This window comes from Constrictibacter sp. MBR-5 (assembly GCF_040549485.1).
GTDB lineage: Bacteria > Pseudomonadota > Alphaproteobacteria > JAJUGE01 > JAJUGE01 > Constrictibacter.
Genome location: NZ_JBEPTK010000002.1, coordinates 587,319 through 601,472 on the forward strand (window position 1 = coordinate 587,319; position 14,154 = coordinate 601,472).

The window sequence follows — 14,154 nt, forward strand, 5'->3', positions numbered from 1 at the left end:
GCTGATGCTCTTCGACGAGGTGATATGGGTTTTGCTGGCGGCGGGCCTCGTGCTCGCCACGCCGGTCCTGGCCATCGCCGGCTTCGTCCAGGCGCGCCGCGCCCGCCGCGAACTGGCCGCCCTGCGCGCCGACCTGGCCGCCGGCCGCTTCGGCCCGGCCCAACCGGCCGCGGAGGTCGTCACCTATCCGCTGCCCGCACGGGAGGAATCGCGCCCGACGACGCCCGAGGTGTCATCGGAGGTGCCACCCGAGGTACAGGCCGAGCCGCCGCTGCCGCCCGAACCCGAACCGGCGGCCCTCGCCGGGCCCACGGCGAGCGTGCGCCGCAGCCTGGAGGAGAACCTGACCTCCCGCTGGCTGGTCTGGCTCGGCGGCGCGACGCTGGCCCTCGGCGGCGCCTTCCTCGTCAAGCTCTCGATCGACAGCGGGCTGCTGGGCCCCGCCGTGAGGCTGACGCTCGCCGTGCTGATCGGCGCCGCCCTCGTCGGCTTCAGCGAATGGCTGCGGCGGCGCTCCCCGCCCGACGGAACGGGGGGGCGGCGCGATTTCGTTCCGGCGGCCCTGTCCGCGGCCGGTCTCTGCATGGGCTTCGCGGCGGTATTCGCCGGACATGCGCTCTACGGTCTCCTGCCGGCGCTCGTCGCGTTCGCCGGGCTGGCCGCGATCGCCCTGTCGGCCATCTTCCTGGCATTGCTGCAGGGGCCGTTCGTCGCCGCCCTCGGCATCGCCGGCGGCTATCTCGTCCCCGCGCTGATGTCGTCGGAGGAGCCCTCGGCCTGGCCACTCTTCCTCTATCTGCTCGTCGTCGCGGCTGCCGGCGCTGGCGTGCTGCGCTGGCGCGGCTGGGCATGGCTCGCAGTTCTCAACCTGGCGGGGGCGGTCGCATGGCCCTTCCTCTGGTTCATCGCGGGTTGGAGCGCGGGCGACGCCGTCCCGGTCGGACTCTACCTCCTCGGCCTCGCCGCGATGATGGTCTGGCTGCGCCCGCCGGCCCTGCTGCCGGCAGTGATCGGCGCGGCGGCGATCTGCGTCGTCGCCTTCGCGCTCGTCCGCACGGATCACTACGGGGCGGCATCCCTCGTGATCCTCGTCCTGCTGTCGCTGCTGTTCTGCACGGCCGCCCGCATCCGGCAGGAGGTGGATCTCTATGCCGTCCTGCCGCCGGTCCTGGTGACGGCACTGCTGGCCACATGGCATCTGCCGCAGATCCTCTATGCGTCCGAGGTGCGGCCGCCGATCGTGCCGCCGGAACTGGAGGGCTTCGTCTTCGCCGCGGCGGGCTTCGCCGTCGCGTTTGCCGCGGGCGGTTTCCTCGCCCTGTGGGGCGCACGCCGGCCGGGGCTGTGGGCGGCGGTATCCGCTGGCGCGCCGATCGCCCTGCTGGCGGTCGCCTATTGGCGCCTCGCCGATTTCGAACTCGATCTCAGCTGGGCCGGCCTGGGTCTCGTCCTGGCGCTGCTGCAACTCGCCGCCGCCGCGCGGACGGCGCGCTATCGCGATCGTGGGCTGGAGGCGGCGCTCGCCGCCTATGCCGCCGGCGTCGCGCTGGCCCTGGCCCTCGCGGCGACCATGGCCCTGCGCGAGGCATGGCTGACCGTGGCACTGTCCCTCGTCCTGCCCGCCTTCGCCTGGATTGCCGGCCGGGTCGATCTTCCCGCACTGCGCTGGCTGACGGCACTGTTCGCGCAGGCCGTGCTCGTACGGCTCGTCTTCAACCCCTACGTGCTCGACTACGATCTCACGATCGGCGTCGGGCCGGTCAACTGGCTCCTGTGGGGCTACGGGGTACCGGCGGTCGCGATGTTCGTCGCGTCGCGCCGCTTCGCCGCGCTCGGCGCCGGCGCGCTGGCGGAACTGCTGCGCGGCGGGACGCTGGTTCTGACCGTCCTGCTGGTCAGCCTCCAGATCCGCCACCTGACCGGCAGCGGCGAACTGGCCGCGCCCTTCTATCCCCTGGCGGAGCAGGGGCTGCACGCCGCGGCATGGCTCGGCATCGCGCTGCTGCTGTTCCGCCTGTACGGCGGCGGCGTCCGCACGGTCGTGGTCACCTGGGGCTGGCGCATCCTGGGCGGCCTGACCGCGGCACAGCTGCTCGTGCTGCATCTGATCGTCGACAACCCGCTGCTGACCGGCGTCCCGGTCGGCGACCGGCCGATCCTGAACGACCTGCTGTTCGCGTTCGGCGTCCCGGCGGTCCTCGCGGGTCTGTTCGCCGGCGAGGCCCGCCGGCAGGGCCTCGACCGGTTCGCCGATATCGTCGGCGGGGCGGCACTGCTGCTGGCGTTCGCCTGGATCTCGCTGGAGATCAGGCGCAGCTTCCATGGGACGGTCCTCTCCGCGGGCGCCGATACCGAGGCCGAACTCTACGCCTATTCGGCCGCCTGGCTCGCCTTCGGCGGCCTGCTGCTCGGCCTCGCCCTCTGGCGGCACAGCGCCGTGCTGCGCTATGCCTCGCTCGCCGTGGTACTCCTGGTCGTCGCCAAGGTGTTCATCGTCGACATGTCGGAACTGGAAGGGATCTACAGGGTGCTCTCGTTCATGGGCCTCGGTGCCGCGCTGATCGGCATCGGCTGGCTCTATCAGCGGTTCGTCTTCCTGCCCGCCAAGGCTCCCGAAGCGGGGCCGGCGTGATGGCCGGCACCGACGGGACCAGGACCTCCTGGGAGGGCGGTCCGGCAATCGTGCTCGTCGAGCCGCAGCTCGGCGAGAATATCGGCATGGCGTCGCGCGCCATGCTGAACTGCGGCCTGACCGATATGCGCGTGGTGAATCCGCGGCAGCCCTTTCCTAACGATTATGCAATGGCAGCGGCCGTCGGGTCCGATCGGGTGCTGACCTCGGCCGGCGTGTTTGGCAGCGTGCGCGAGGCGATCACCGACCTGCAGCACGTCTTCGCCGCGACGGCACGGCCGCGCGACATGGTGAAGCCGGTCGTGACGCCGCGCGAGGCGGCGCGCCTGATGCGCGAGGCGGCGGCGCGTGGCGAGCGTTGCGGCATCCTGTTCGGCCGCGAGCGTACCGGCCTGCACAACGACGAGCTGATGATGGCGCAGACGATCGTCACGGCGCCGCTCAACCCTGCCTATTCCTCGCTCAACATCGCCCAGGCCGTTCTGCTGCTCGCGTGGGAGCATCTGATGGCGGCGGACGCGACGCCGGTGCGCGACCTGCCGCTGGGCGGCAACCGTCTGGCGAACGGCGAGGAACTGGCGAACTTCTTCGACCATCTCGCGCGCGACCTCGACGAGGTCGAGTTCTTCCGCGCCGAGCATATGCGTCCGGTGATGTGGCAGAACCTGCGCAACATCTTCCTCCGCGCCGAACTCACCGAGCAGGAGGTCCGAACGCTGCACGGTGCGCTCGCCCGCCTGTCCGGCCGCCGCCAGGGGCGCCAGAACTGAAACGATCTGCCGCACCGGGCCGCGTCCTGGCCCGGCGTTTGCTTCTTGCGGCGCGACGGCGGACGCCAGTAGCCCGCACCCGATTCATGCCCATGCCGAGGATCCGACCGATGCCGACCGAACCCACCCGCGCCGGAGCGCCGCCGCGCTTCCGGCCCGCCGCATTCTTCGCTGCCCTGTTCGTCGCCGCTGCGGCCGTGGCCCCTGCTTCTGCCGCCGAGAAGATCGTGTTCGGCAACGTCACGACCTTTTCCCTGAGCCAGGCGCCGATCGTCGTCGCCGAGGAGATGGGCTACTTCGACGCGGAAGGCCTGGATGTCGAGCGGATCAAGCTCGAAGGGTCGGCGGCCCTCATTCCGCAGATCGCCGCGGGTCGCGTCCAGATCGGCTACCCGAACCCGGACATCCTGATCATCTCGCGTCAGCCCGGCCGCGATCACCTGCCGATCAAGTTCATCTACAACGCGACCCGCGAATCGGCGTGGGAGATCGTCGTTCCGGAGGCCAGCCCGATCAAGGCCGTCGCCGACCTGAAGGGCACGAAGCTCGGCGTCGGTGCGCTCACCTGGGGCAACATCCCGATCACCAAGGCGATCCTCAAGAATGCGGGACTGACTGCCGGTACGGACGTCGAACTGCTGCCCGTCGGCACCGGCGCGCCCGCGTTCCGGGCGCTGACCAGCGATCAGGTCGCGGCACTCAACCTGTTCGACGTCCAGCATGCGCTGCTCGAACAGAGCGGCGTGGCGATCCGGCGCGTGCCGCTGGAGCAGAAGTTCCTCGACCTCTTCAGCAACGGCTTCGTCGCCCACGAAGACCTGATCGCGAACAAGCCCGAGGCGATCAAGGGATTCGGCCGCGCCATGGCCAAGGCCACCGTCGTGTGCGAAGCGCGGCCGGACGCCTGCGTCCGCATGTTCTGGAAGGCCTATCCCGAGCAGAAGCCGACGCAGGGGACCGAGGCCGAGCAGGTCGCAAACGGCGTGAAGGCGATGCGGGCGCGCTTCGACAAGTGGGTGGCCTTCCCGGAAGGGGAGCGCCGTTACGGGGAGTTCCCGGAGCAGGGCTGGCGCGACTTCGTCGAGGTGCTGCACTCCGTCGGCCAGATCTCGACGGACAAGATCGACATCGCGTCGCTCTACACCGGCGCCTTCGTCGCGGACTACAACGATTTCGACGCCGAGGCGGTTCGTGCCGCCGCGATGAAGCTGCCGTGACGGCGGCGGACACTGCGGAGAGCCGTGCGGTGCGGGACGTCCCGGAGGCCTCTCCCTGCCTGACGGTGGAGGGTATCGACGTCGCCTACCGGACGACGCGGGGTCCCGTGGTGGCGTTGCAGGACTTCTCGATGGAGGTCGCGACCGGCGAGTTCGTCGCGATCCTCGGCCCCTCCGGCTGCGGCAAGTCCACGCTCCTCAAGATCGTGTCGGGCCTGATGAAGCCTACGGCGGGGCGGGCGACGCTGCTCGGCCGGCCGATCGAGGGGCCGCGGCCGGAAGTCGGGATCGTCTTCCAGCAGCCGACCCTGCTGCCCTGGAAGTCGGTGCTCGACAACGTGCTGCTGCCGGCCCGCGCGCTCAAGCAGCCCCCGGCCGAAGCCGAGCAGCGGGGCAGGGACCTCCTGCGCCTCGTCGGCCTGGAGCCGTTCGCGCGGCACTACCCGCACGAACTGTCGGGCGGCATGCAGCAGCGCGTCGGCATCGCCCGGGCGCTGGTGCACGACCCGGCCGTCCTGCTGATGGACGAGCCGTTCGCCGCGCTCGACGCGATGACGCGCGAGCACATGACGATGGAACTGCAGCGTATCTGGATGTCGACCGGCAAGTCGGTCGTCTTCATCACGCACAGCATCCCGGAGGCGGTGTTCCTCGCCGACCGGATCGTCGTTCTGTCCAGCCGCCCGGGTCGCGTCATCGAGGAGGTCGTCGTCGGTCTCGGCCGGGAGCGCGACCTGGAGACGATGGCCGACCGGCGCTTCACCGAGACCTGCAACAGGCTGCGCGCCCTGTTCCGCGAACTCGTCACCTTCGACTGAGTGAGGATAGTCCGTGCCCGCCGCAGTGAAGACCGTCCTCTATCCGCTGATCACCCTCGCCGTGATCCTCGCCGCCTGGTATTTCGGCCGGATCTGGTTCGACGTGCCGAGCTACGTGCTGCCGGCGCCGGAGGCCGTGTGGACCGCCCTCGCGCGGGCCTATGTCGACGGCGTCTTCCTGCCGCACATCGCCTTCACGCTGCAGTCGACGGTGCTGGGCTATCTGGCCGGTTGCAGCATCGCGATCGTACTGGGTGCGTTTCTGGCCGAATCGCGGACCTTCGAGCGGTTCGTCTATCCGTTCGTCGTGGCCCTCCAGTCGATGCCCAAGGTGGCGCTCGCACCGCTGCTGATCGTCTGGTTCGGGTTCGGACTGGAATCGAAGGTCGTCATGGTCGGGCTGATCTGCTTCTTCCCGCTCTTCATCAACACGATGGTGGGCGTGCGGAGCACCGACCCCAACCTCGTCGACCTGATGCGGGCCTTCTCGTCGTCGCGCCTGCGCATCTTCTTTGAGGTGAAGCTGCCGTCGGCCGCCGGTCACATCTTCGCGGGCCTGCAGATCGCCGTCGTCCTCGCGCTGATCGGGGCGGTCGTGTCGGAGTTCATCGCCTCCAGCAAGGGCCTCGGCAACGTGATCCAGGCGGCGTCGGTTAACATGGACGTGGCGCAGATGTTCGCGGCACTGATCACGCTCGCGGCGATCGGCATTGCCGGCAGCCAACTCGTCCGGTTCGCCCAGCGCAAGGTCGTCTTCTGGGAGCGCCGCGCGGTCGACACCGGCGCCGAAGCGTCCGGTTGAGGGATCGCCGATGTCGGTCTACGTCGCGGACGATCCGGTCGCCTATGAGGCCTTCATGGGCCGGTGGAGCCGACGGCTCGCGCCGCGGCTCATCGCCCATGCGGGCATTGCGGCGGGCGACCACGTGCTCGATCTGGGCTGCGGCACGGGCACGCTGACCGAGGCGCTGGCGGATCACGGCGCCGCCGTCACCGCCGTCGACTTTTCGCAGGCCTACGCCGACCATACCGCGGCGCGGCTCGCCGGCCGCGCCGTCGTCGAGCAGGGCGACGCACGCAGCCTGCGGTTCGGGGACGGCGCCTTCGACGCCGCCATGGCGTCGCTCGTCCTCGACACCATCCCGGAAGCCGATCGGGCCGTTGCGGAAATGCGGCGGGTCGTGCGGCCGGGTGGTACGGTGGCGGCCGGCGTCTTCGACTATTGGGGCGGCTACGGCGTCTTCGCCCTGCTCTGGGACATCGCCGCCGTGCTCGACGAGGCGGGCAGGGCGCTGCGCGACGAACTCCTGTCGCACCCGCTGCCGCGGGCCGGTGCACTGACCGGCCTGTGGCGTGCGGCGGGCATGGCGGAGGTGGAGGAGGTGCCGGTCGTCCTCTCGTTCGACTATGCGGATTTCGCCGACTACTGGTCGACCTTCGAGACGGGACAGGGCCGTACCGGCCGCTACGTCCTGTCGCTGTCGCCGCCTGCCCGCGAGCGCCTGCGTGGCCATGCGGAAGCGGCCTACCGGGCCGCCATGCCGGACGGACCGCGCTCCTTCGCGGTCATCGTCCGGGCGGTCAGGGGGAGGGTGCCGTAGGGGCAGACGCGCGACCTCCGCCCCTGAAGCCCCGGCGCAGCGACTTCTCGACCTCCAGCACCACCAGCAGCGCCACGCCGGTCGCGACGATCGCGAGACCGTCCAGGACGGTCACGGGCCGGGTGTGGAACAGCGCCTGCATGAACGGCAGGTAGGTGAACGCGAGCTGGAGCACGACGACCAGACCGACGCCGATCAGGACCGGCGAGGTGCCGCGGACGCCGATGAGCGTCATCGACCCGACGCGCAGGTAGCGAACGCTGAAGAGATAGAACACCTCCATCGCGACCAGGGTGTTCACCGCAATCGTCCGCGCCTCCTCCAGCGGCAGGCCGCGCGCAGTCGCCCAGGCGAACATGCCGAAGATACCGGCGACGAACAGGCCCGACACCAGCACGACCCGCCAGACCAGGAAGGCCGAGAGCAGCGGCTCGTCGGCCGGTCGCGGCGGCCGGCGCATGGCGTCCTTCTCGGTCGGCTCGAACGCCAGCGTCATGGCCAGCGCCACCGAGCTGACCATGTTCACCCACAGGATCTGCAGCGGCGTGATCGGCAGCGCCCACCCGAGCAGGATGGCCGCGACGATGGCGAAGGCCTCGCCCCCGTTGATCGGCAGCAGGAAGGCGATCGTCTTCTTAAGATTGTCGTAGACCGTCCGCCCCTCGCGCACCGCGGCGGCGATCGAGGCGAAATTGTCGTCCGTCAGCACCATGCCGGCGGCTTCCTTGGCGGCTTCGGTGCCCTTCCGGCCCATTGCGATGCCGACGTCGGCGCGCTTCAACGCGGGCGCATCGTTGATGCCGTCGCCGGTCATGGCGACCACCGCCCCCTCGGCCTGCAGGGCGGCGACCAGCCGCAGCTTGTGCTCGGGACTGGTGCGGGCGAACACGTCCGTCTCCACGACGCGCCGGCGCAGGGCCGGATCGTCCAGGCCCTCCAGTTCCTGGCCGGTCGCGACGCTGTCGGTCTTCTCCAGTCCCAATTGTGCGGCGATCGCCCGTGCGGTCGCCGCGTGGTCGCCGGTGATCATCTTGACGCCGATCCCCGCCGCTCGGCAGTCGGCGACGGCGGCGATGGCCTCCTCGCGCGGCGGGTCGATCAGACCGACGAGGCCGAGCAGGACGAGCCCTCCTTCGACGTCGCCGAACGCGAGTTCGTGCATGCCGGGCGCCGGTCGGGTCGCCAGCGCGAGCACGCGCTGCCCGTCGGCGGCCAAGGCTTCGACACGCCGATGCCAGTCATCCGGCGCGATCGGCACGTCGCCGTCGGCCCCGCGCGCATGGGAACACATGCCGATGATCCGTTCGGGGGCTCCTTTCACGACCACGAACCGGTCGCCGCCGGCATGGCCGTGGTGCAGCGTCGCCATGAAGCGGTGCTCCGCGTCGAACGGGATTTCATCCGCCCGCCGCCAGCGCACCCGGTCGTCGTGCTCGTCCAGTCCCGCCTTGATCGCGAAGGCTGCAAGAGCCCCTTCCATCGGGTCGCCGTCGACCGCCCAGCCCTCGTCGGTCCTGTGCAGTGCGGCGTCGTTGCAGAGCAGGGCGGCGCGCGTCAGCTCGGCCAGGGGCGCCGTCTGCGCCGGATCCACGTCCTTTCCGCCGGACCGGATGGCGCCGCGCGGCTCGTAGCCGACGCCCGTCACCTCGTACTGCCCGGAGTGCGTCGCCACCGAGCGCACCGTCATCTCGTTGCGGGTGAGCGTCCCCGTCTTGTCGGTACAGATGACCGACACCGCCCCTAGAGTCTCGACCGCCGGCAGGCGGCGGATGATGGCGCGCCGCGCGGCCATCCGCTGGACGCCGATCGCCAGCGTGATCGTCATGACCGCCGGTAGCCCCTCCGGGATCGACGCAACCGCAACCGCCACCGCCGCGAGGAACATCTCCGCCGGCGCATAGTCGCGGACGAAGACGCCGAAGGCGAAGATCGCGGCACTCGCCGCCAGGATCACGAGCGTGAGCCGGCGTGCGAGCAGGTTCATCTGGCGCACCAGCGGGGTGGTCAGTTCCTCGACGGAGCCGAGCATCCGGCTGATCCGGCCCAGTTCGGTACCGCTGCCCGTCGCGACCGCCACGCCGCTGCCCTGGCCGCCCGTGACGAGGGTTCCGGAGAAGGCCATCCCGGTGCGGTCTCCGAGCGGCGCGTCCGGAGCCACGGCGGCAGGCGACTTCTCGACCGGAACCGATTCGCCGGTGAGGACGGCTTCCTCGATGCGCAGGTTGCGGGCGCGCAGAATCCGGACGTCCGCCGGGACCCGGTCGCCGGCTTCGAGCAGCACGATGTCACCCGGCACCACCGCGTCGGCGTCGATACTGGCGCGACGGCCGTCGCGCACGACAGATGCGTGCGGCGTCAGCATGTCGCGGATCGCGTCGAGGGCCCGTTCGGCTCGGCCTTCCTGAATGAAGCCGACGCTGGTGTTCACGACGACGACGAGGAGGATGACCGCCGCATCGATCGCATGGCCGAGGAGGGCGGTGACGCCGGCGGCGCCGATCAGCACGTAGATCAGCAGATTGTCGAACTGGGCGAGCAGTCGGCGCAGTGTGCTTCGGCCCTGCGCCGCCGGCAGCCGGTTGGGACCGTAGGTTTCGAGCCGACGGGCGGCTTCGGTACCGCTCAAGCCGTCGGGGCCGGCATCGAGCGCCTGGAGAGCGGACTCGGCGGGCGTCGCGTGCCAGTCGTCCCGACGGGACTCCACGGGGGCGTCAGGTGGCATGCGCATACTCTCGTTACGGATCGGATGAGCGGCGGTCGCTCGCCAGTAGGCTGGCCCTGCATGAGATCGACGAGCCCGGCTCCGCACGCTGGTCTCCGAGACAAACGCGTCACCCATGCTTACGGGTGCAGTCCGCCCCCGCATTGACGAACCTCAATGCGCGGACGGCCCGTCCGCCCCGACCGGCTCACCCGACCGGCTGCCCACCAGGCCGATGCGCCGGAATCAGTAGGTCGCCGTCATTGTCGCTGCCGTTCCCGCTTGCCGCACCGCCGCCACCGCCGCACGCAGGTCCGCCACATAGGTTTCCCGCGCGTCCTCGTGCAGCAGCGACATCATCATGTGCAGCGCCGGGGGCAGGCGGGTGGCGTTCACCAGCCATCCTTTCGCCGACATGCGTTCGCCGACGGCCAGGATGTCGAGGTCGCGCGCGCGGTAGGAGATGACGCTGATGTCGGGCGATCCGACGATCTCGAGCCCGTCGATCGCCGCGATGTCGGCGATATAGGCCTTCGTCATCCGCATCAGGCGGCCCGCGATCTCGGTATAGCCGTCCTCGCCGAGATGGTTCAGTAACGCCCAGGCGGCCGCCACGGCGCCACCGGGGCGGGTGCCGACCAGCGTCTCGGTGATGAACCGGCCCGACGACCACTCCGCGTGGTCGAACTTCTGATGCTCGCGATAGGCCTCCGAACGGTAGAAGACCGTCGAGGCGGGCTTCGCCGCCCAGCCGAACTTGTGCAGGTCGGCCGACATGGAGCGTACCCCCGGCACCGAAAAATCGAAATCCGGGATTGGGTAGCCGGCGCGGCGCACGAACGGCGCCAGATAGCCGCCGACGCAGGCATCGACGTGCAGCCACAGGTCGCGCGCCTCGGCGATCGCTCCCAGTTCCGCGATCGGGTCGATCACGCCATGCGGAAAGCAGGGTGCCGATCCAACGATCATCATCGTCGACCCGTCGATCGCCGCATCCATGGCGCGGGCGTCGGCACGGTAGTCGGGGCGCAGATCGACCCGCCGGATCTCCAGGTCCATCAGGTCGGCCGCCTTGTCGAAGGCGGGGTGGAGCGACAGGGGGGCGACGATGTTCGGCCGGCCGTGCACGGGCCTGTTCGCCCTGGTCCAGTCCCGGCACGTCTTCACCGCGAGGAGGATGCTCTCCGTCCCGCCCGTCGTCATGTTCCCGCAGGCCTCGTCGGGCGCGTTGAACAGGCCGAGCGCCATGTCCACCACGTCCTGTTCCATCCGGCGCAGGCTGGGGAAGGCGCGCTTGGCGCCCAGGGCGTTCTCGCTGAAGAAGGCCATGTAGGCGTGTTTCACCACGTCCTCGGCCTCGGGCGTGGCGCCGAACATATAGGCCGGGGTCCGGCCTTGCCGCCAGGGGGCGTCGTCCGCCTTCATCGACGCGAGTGCGGCGTCGACCGTGGCGCGGTCCAGGCCGTGGGCGGGCAGGGTCTTGCGCATCGTCTTCTCCTTCGGTCCCGTCCGCGTCAGGCGCCGGCAGTCGCCAGGACATAATCCTTGAAGCGCTCGCGCAGGGCGGTCTTCTGGATCTTTCCCGTGGCCGTGTGAGGAATCTCGTCGACGAACACCACCGCGTCGGGCAGCCACCATTTCGCGATCTGCGGCGCCATCCAGTCGAGCAGGGCGGCGGTCGACACGACCGTTCCGGGCTTTCTTACGATGACGAGAAGCGGCCGCTCGTCCCACTTCGGGTGCCGGACGCCGATGACCGCCGCCTCCGCCACGTCGGGATGACCCACGGCGATGTTCTCCAGGTCGATCGAGCTGATCCACTCGCCGCCCGACTTGATGACGTCCTTGGAGCGGTCGGTGATCTGCAGGAAGCCGTGGGCGTCCAGCGATCCGACATCGCCCGTGTCCAGCCAGCCGTCGCCGTCGACGATGTCGCCGCCTTCTCCCTTGAAGTACCTCGCAGCCACGCCGGGTCCGCGCACCAGGATGCTGCCGAACGAGACGCCGTCGCGCGGCATGACGCTGCCGTCGGGTGCGACCACCTTCATCTCGACGGAGAAGGCGGGCCGGCCCTGCCGTGTCTTCAGCGACAGGCGTTCGTCGTGGGACAGGTCGCCCATGCCGCCCTTCATCGTGGCGATCGTGCCGAGCGGCGACATCTCCGTCATGCCCCAGCCCTGGAAGACCTCGACGCCGTACCGGTCCTCGAAGGTCTCGATCATGCTGCGCGGCACCGCGGATCCCCCGATCGTCACGCGCTTGAGGGTCGAGAGGTGGCCGCCGGTCTTCTCCAGATGCTGCAGCAGCATCAGCCAGACCGTCGGCACCGCCGCCGTATAGGTCACCCCCTCCGTCTCCAGCAGCTCGTGAATGCTGGCCCCGTCGAGCTTCGTGCCCGGCAGGACCAGCTTCGCGCCGGCCATGGGCGCCGTGTAGGGCAGGCACCAGGCGTTCGCGTGGAACATCGGCACCACCGCCAGCACCGTGTCGGCGCTGGTCAGGCCCATCGCGTCGGCGCCGTTGATGACCATCGCATGCAGCAGGGTCGAGCGGTGCGAGTAGAGAACGCCCTTGGGGTTGCCCGTGGTGCCGGAGGTGTAGCAGAGCGCCAGCGCGTCCCGCTCGTCGACGCTGCGCCACCGGAAGCCCTCGTCCTCGGCGGCCAGCAGGTCCTCGTAGCAGTGGACGGGGACGGTCAGCCGGGTCGGGGGCATGTGTTCCCGGTCGGTCATCAGGACCACCGCCTCGACGCCCGGGATCCGGTCCGCGATGCCCTCCAGTACCGGCAGGGTGGCGAGGTCCGCCAGGATCACCCTGTCTTCGGCGTGGTTGACGATGTAGGCGATCTGGTCGGCGAACAGGCGCGGGTTGATCGTGTGCAGCACCATCCCGGTGCCGGCGGTCGCGAAATAGGCCTCCAGGTGGCGGTAGCCGTTCCAGGCGAGCGTGCCCACGCGGTCCCCGGCCTTCAGGCCCAGCCGCTCCAGTGCCGCCGCGAGGCGCCGCGTGCGTCGGTGAAGTTCCGAATAGGTGTATCGGTGGAGTTCGCCCTCGACCGTCCGCGTGACGATCTCGCGCTCGCCGTGCCAGTCGGCGGCATGGTCGATGATGCGCGGAACGAGAAGTGGCCAATCCTGCATCAGGCCGTGCATGCGATTCTCCCCATGAAGCGCGATCTTTGCGATCGTCGTTGATCCGAATCACTCTAACACCGATGCGCCAGGGTACGATCTCGCCACGAGATTGCGCGACCCGCCTCCGGGGGTACACTCCGCGGCGGCCGGTGCGTCGGCCGCATCGGAGGATGTGCCGCCATGACCAATCTCCACATCGGGGACCCGGCACCCTGGTTCATCGCGCCCGCCTCGAACAATCCGCGCTTCGTCTTCGCCAGCGCGGGCGGCCGCCACATCGTGCTGACCTTCTACGGCTCGGCCGCAGACCCCGAGGGCGGCGAGGCGATCCGCCGGATCGAGGCCGCCGCCGCGCTGTTCGACGACACGCACTGCGCCTTCTTCGGCGTGACGGCCGACCCGGCCGACCGCGACCAGGGGCGGGTGACGCCGAATCGCAACGGCTATCGCTTCTTCTGGGACACCGAGGGCGAGGTCGCCCGCCTCTACGACGTGCTCGACGAGAATGGGCGGATGCGGCTGACCACGCTGATCCTCGACCCCAATCTGCGGGTCCTCGGGCGCATCACCCTGCCGGACGGTGCCGCCCATGCCCAGGCACTGCTCGACATCGTCCCGCGCCTGCCGCGCAACCCGCCGCCGGCGGCGGCGGCGATGCAGGCGCCGATCCTCGTGGTGCCGCGCGTCTTCGAGCCGGAATTCTGCCGCCACCTCATCGGTCTCTACGAGTCGAACGGCGGCGAGGAATCCGGCTTCGTGCGCGACGAGGACGGCCGCACCAAGCTGGTGGTCGACCACGCGCACAAGCGCCGCCAGGACTACATCATCGCGGAGGAAGGCGTGCGCAACGCGGTGCGCGCGAGGATCCGTCGACGCCTGCTGCCGGAGATCCAGAAGGCGTTCCAGTACGGCGTGACACGCATGGAGCGCTACATCGTCTGTTGCTACGACGCCGGCACCGGCGGCTATTTCCGGCCGCATCGGGACAACACCACCAAGGGCACGGCCCACCGGCGCTTCGCCGTGACGCTCAACCTCAACGCCGAGGAGTTCGAAGGCGGCGAGCTGCGGTTCCCCGAATACGGCTCGCACCTCTACAAGCCGCCGACGGGCGGCGCGGTCGTGTTCTCATGCTCGCTGCTGCACGAGGCGATGCCGGTGAGGAAGGGCAGGCGCTACGTCTTCCTGCCGTTCCTCTACGACGATGCCGCCGCGGCGATCCGCGAGCAGAACAACGCCTATCTCGATGAGAGCATCGGCGCCTACAACCGCTGAGGCGCG

At 70.0% G+C, this 14,154-nt stretch carries 10 protein-coding genes; 7 read left to right on the plus strand and 3 right to left on the minus strand.

Translation table 11 applies throughout. The features are described 5' to 3' along the window. The first annotated feature begins 4 nt into the window (after positions 1-4). The 6 genes from ABIE65_RS06760 to ABIE65_RS06785 all read left to right on the plus strand — a co-directional run bounded on the left by ABIE65_RS06760 (position 5) and on the right by ABIE65_RS06785 (position 7,038). Positions 5-2,632: a DUF2339 domain-containing protein gene (locus ABIE65_RS06760; RefSeq protein ID WP_354076528.1), complete on the plus strand. Its 2,628-nt coding sequence runs from the start codon at positions 5-7 to the stop codon at positions 2,630-2,632. Beyond that, entirely contained in the window at positions 2,632-3,402 is a 771-nt protein-coding gene (locus tag ABIE65_RS06765; protein ID WP_354076530.1) for an RNA methyltransferase, read from the plus strand. The genes ABIE65_RS06760 and ABIE65_RS06765 overlap by 1 nt, the downstream gene beginning before the upstream one ends. Positions 3,403-3,512: 110 nt before the next feature. Next, positions 3,513-4,619, plus strand: coding sequence for an ABC transporter substrate-binding protein (locus ABIE65_RS06770; protein ID WP_354076531.1), 1,107 nt, complete (start codon positions 3,513-3,515; stop codon positions 4,617-4,619). A 29-nt stretch (positions 4,620-4,648) separates the two neighbouring features. Next, on the plus strand, positions 4,649-5,437 hold the full coding sequence (locus ABIE65_RS06775; RefSeq protein WP_354076533.1) for an ABC transporter ATP-binding protein: 789 nt from the start codon (positions 4,649-4,651) through the stop codon (positions 5,435-5,437). Positions 5,438-5,450: 13 nt separating this feature from the next. Continuing rightward, complete coding sequence (locus tag ABIE65_RS06780) at positions 5,451-6,239, plus strand: ABC transporter permease (protein ID WP_354076534.1); 789 nt, start codon at positions 5,451-5,453, stop codon at positions 6,237-6,239. Positions 6,240-6,249: 10 nt separating this feature from the next. After that, positions 6,250-7,038, plus strand: a complete 789-nt coding sequence (locus tag ABIE65_RS06785; protein ID WP_354076536.1) for a class I SAM-dependent methyltransferase — start codon at positions 6,250-6,252, stop codon at positions 7,036-7,038. Here the strand turns inward: ABIE65_RS06785 and ABIE65_RS06790 are convergent. The 3 genes from ABIE65_RS06790 to ABIE65_RS06800 all read right to left on the minus strand — a co-directional run bounded on the left by ABIE65_RS06790 (position 7,019) and on the right by ABIE65_RS06800 (position 12,891). Continuing rightward, on the minus strand, positions 7,019-9,760 hold the full coding sequence (locus tag ABIE65_RS06790) for an HAD-IC family P-type ATPase (RefSeq protein WP_354076538.1): 2,742 nt from the start codon (positions 9,758-9,760) through the stop codon (positions 7,019-7,021). The two genes, ABIE65_RS06785 and ABIE65_RS06790, sit on opposite strands and share 20 nt — an antisense overlap. A 225-nt stretch (positions 9,761-9,985) precedes the next feature. Further along, positions 9,986-11,227, minus strand: a complete 1,242-nt coding sequence (locus tag ABIE65_RS06795; protein WP_354076539.1) for a pyridoxal phosphate-dependent decarboxylase family protein — start codon at positions 11,225-11,227, stop codon at positions 9,986-9,988. A 26-nt stretch (positions 11,228-11,253) separates the two neighbouring features. Next, positions 11,254-12,891 (minus strand): long-chain-fatty-acid--CoA ligase, encoded by a 1,638-nt coding sequence (locus ABIE65_RS06800; RefSeq protein WP_354076540.1) that lies wholly within the window; start codon positions 12,889-12,891, stop codon positions 11,254-11,256. Between the two features lie 162 nt (positions 12,892-13,053). Here ABIE65_RS06800 and ABIE65_RS06805 point away from each other — a divergent pair, with 162 nt between their 5' ends. Then, positions 13,054-14,148, plus strand: a complete 1,095-nt coding sequence (locus tag ABIE65_RS06805; RefSeq protein ID WP_354076542.1) for a 2OG-Fe(II) oxygenase — start codon at positions 13,054-13,056, stop codon at positions 14,146-14,148. The last annotated feature ends 6 nt before the right edge of the window (positions 14,149-14,154 follow it).

Coding starts and splice junctions, on each gene's coding strand:
- ABIE65_RS06765 (WP_354076530.1), top strand. CDS start 2,632: ATGGCCGGCACCGACGGGACCAGGACCTCCTGGGAGGGCGGTCCGGCA.
- ABIE65_RS06795 (WP_354076539.1), bottom strand. CDS start 11,227: ATGCGCAAGACCCTGCCCGCCCACGGCCTGGACCGCGCCACGGTCGAC.
- ABIE65_RS06770 (WP_354076531.1), top strand. CDS start 3,513: ATGCCGACCGAACCCACCCGCGCCGGAGCGCCGCCGCGCTTCCGGCCC.
- ABIE65_RS06785 (WP_354076536.1), top strand. CDS start 6,250: ATGTCGGTCTACGTCGCGGACGATCCGGTCGCCTATGAGGCCTTCATG.
- ABIE65_RS06760 (WP_354076528.1), top strand. CDS start 5: ATGCTCTTCGACGAGGTGATATGGGTTTTGCTGGCGGCGGGCCTCGTG.
- ABIE65_RS06800 (WP_354076540.1), bottom strand. CDS start 12,891: ATGCACGGCCTGATGCAGGATTGGCCACTTCTCGTTCCGCGCATCATC.
- ABIE65_RS06805 (WP_354076542.1), top strand. CDS start 13,054: ATGACCAATCTCCACATCGGGGACCCGGCACCCTGGTTCATCGCGCCC.
- ABIE65_RS06790 (WP_354076538.1), bottom strand. CDS start 9,760: ATGCCACCTGACGCCCCCGTGGAGTCCCGTCGGGACGACTGGCACGCG.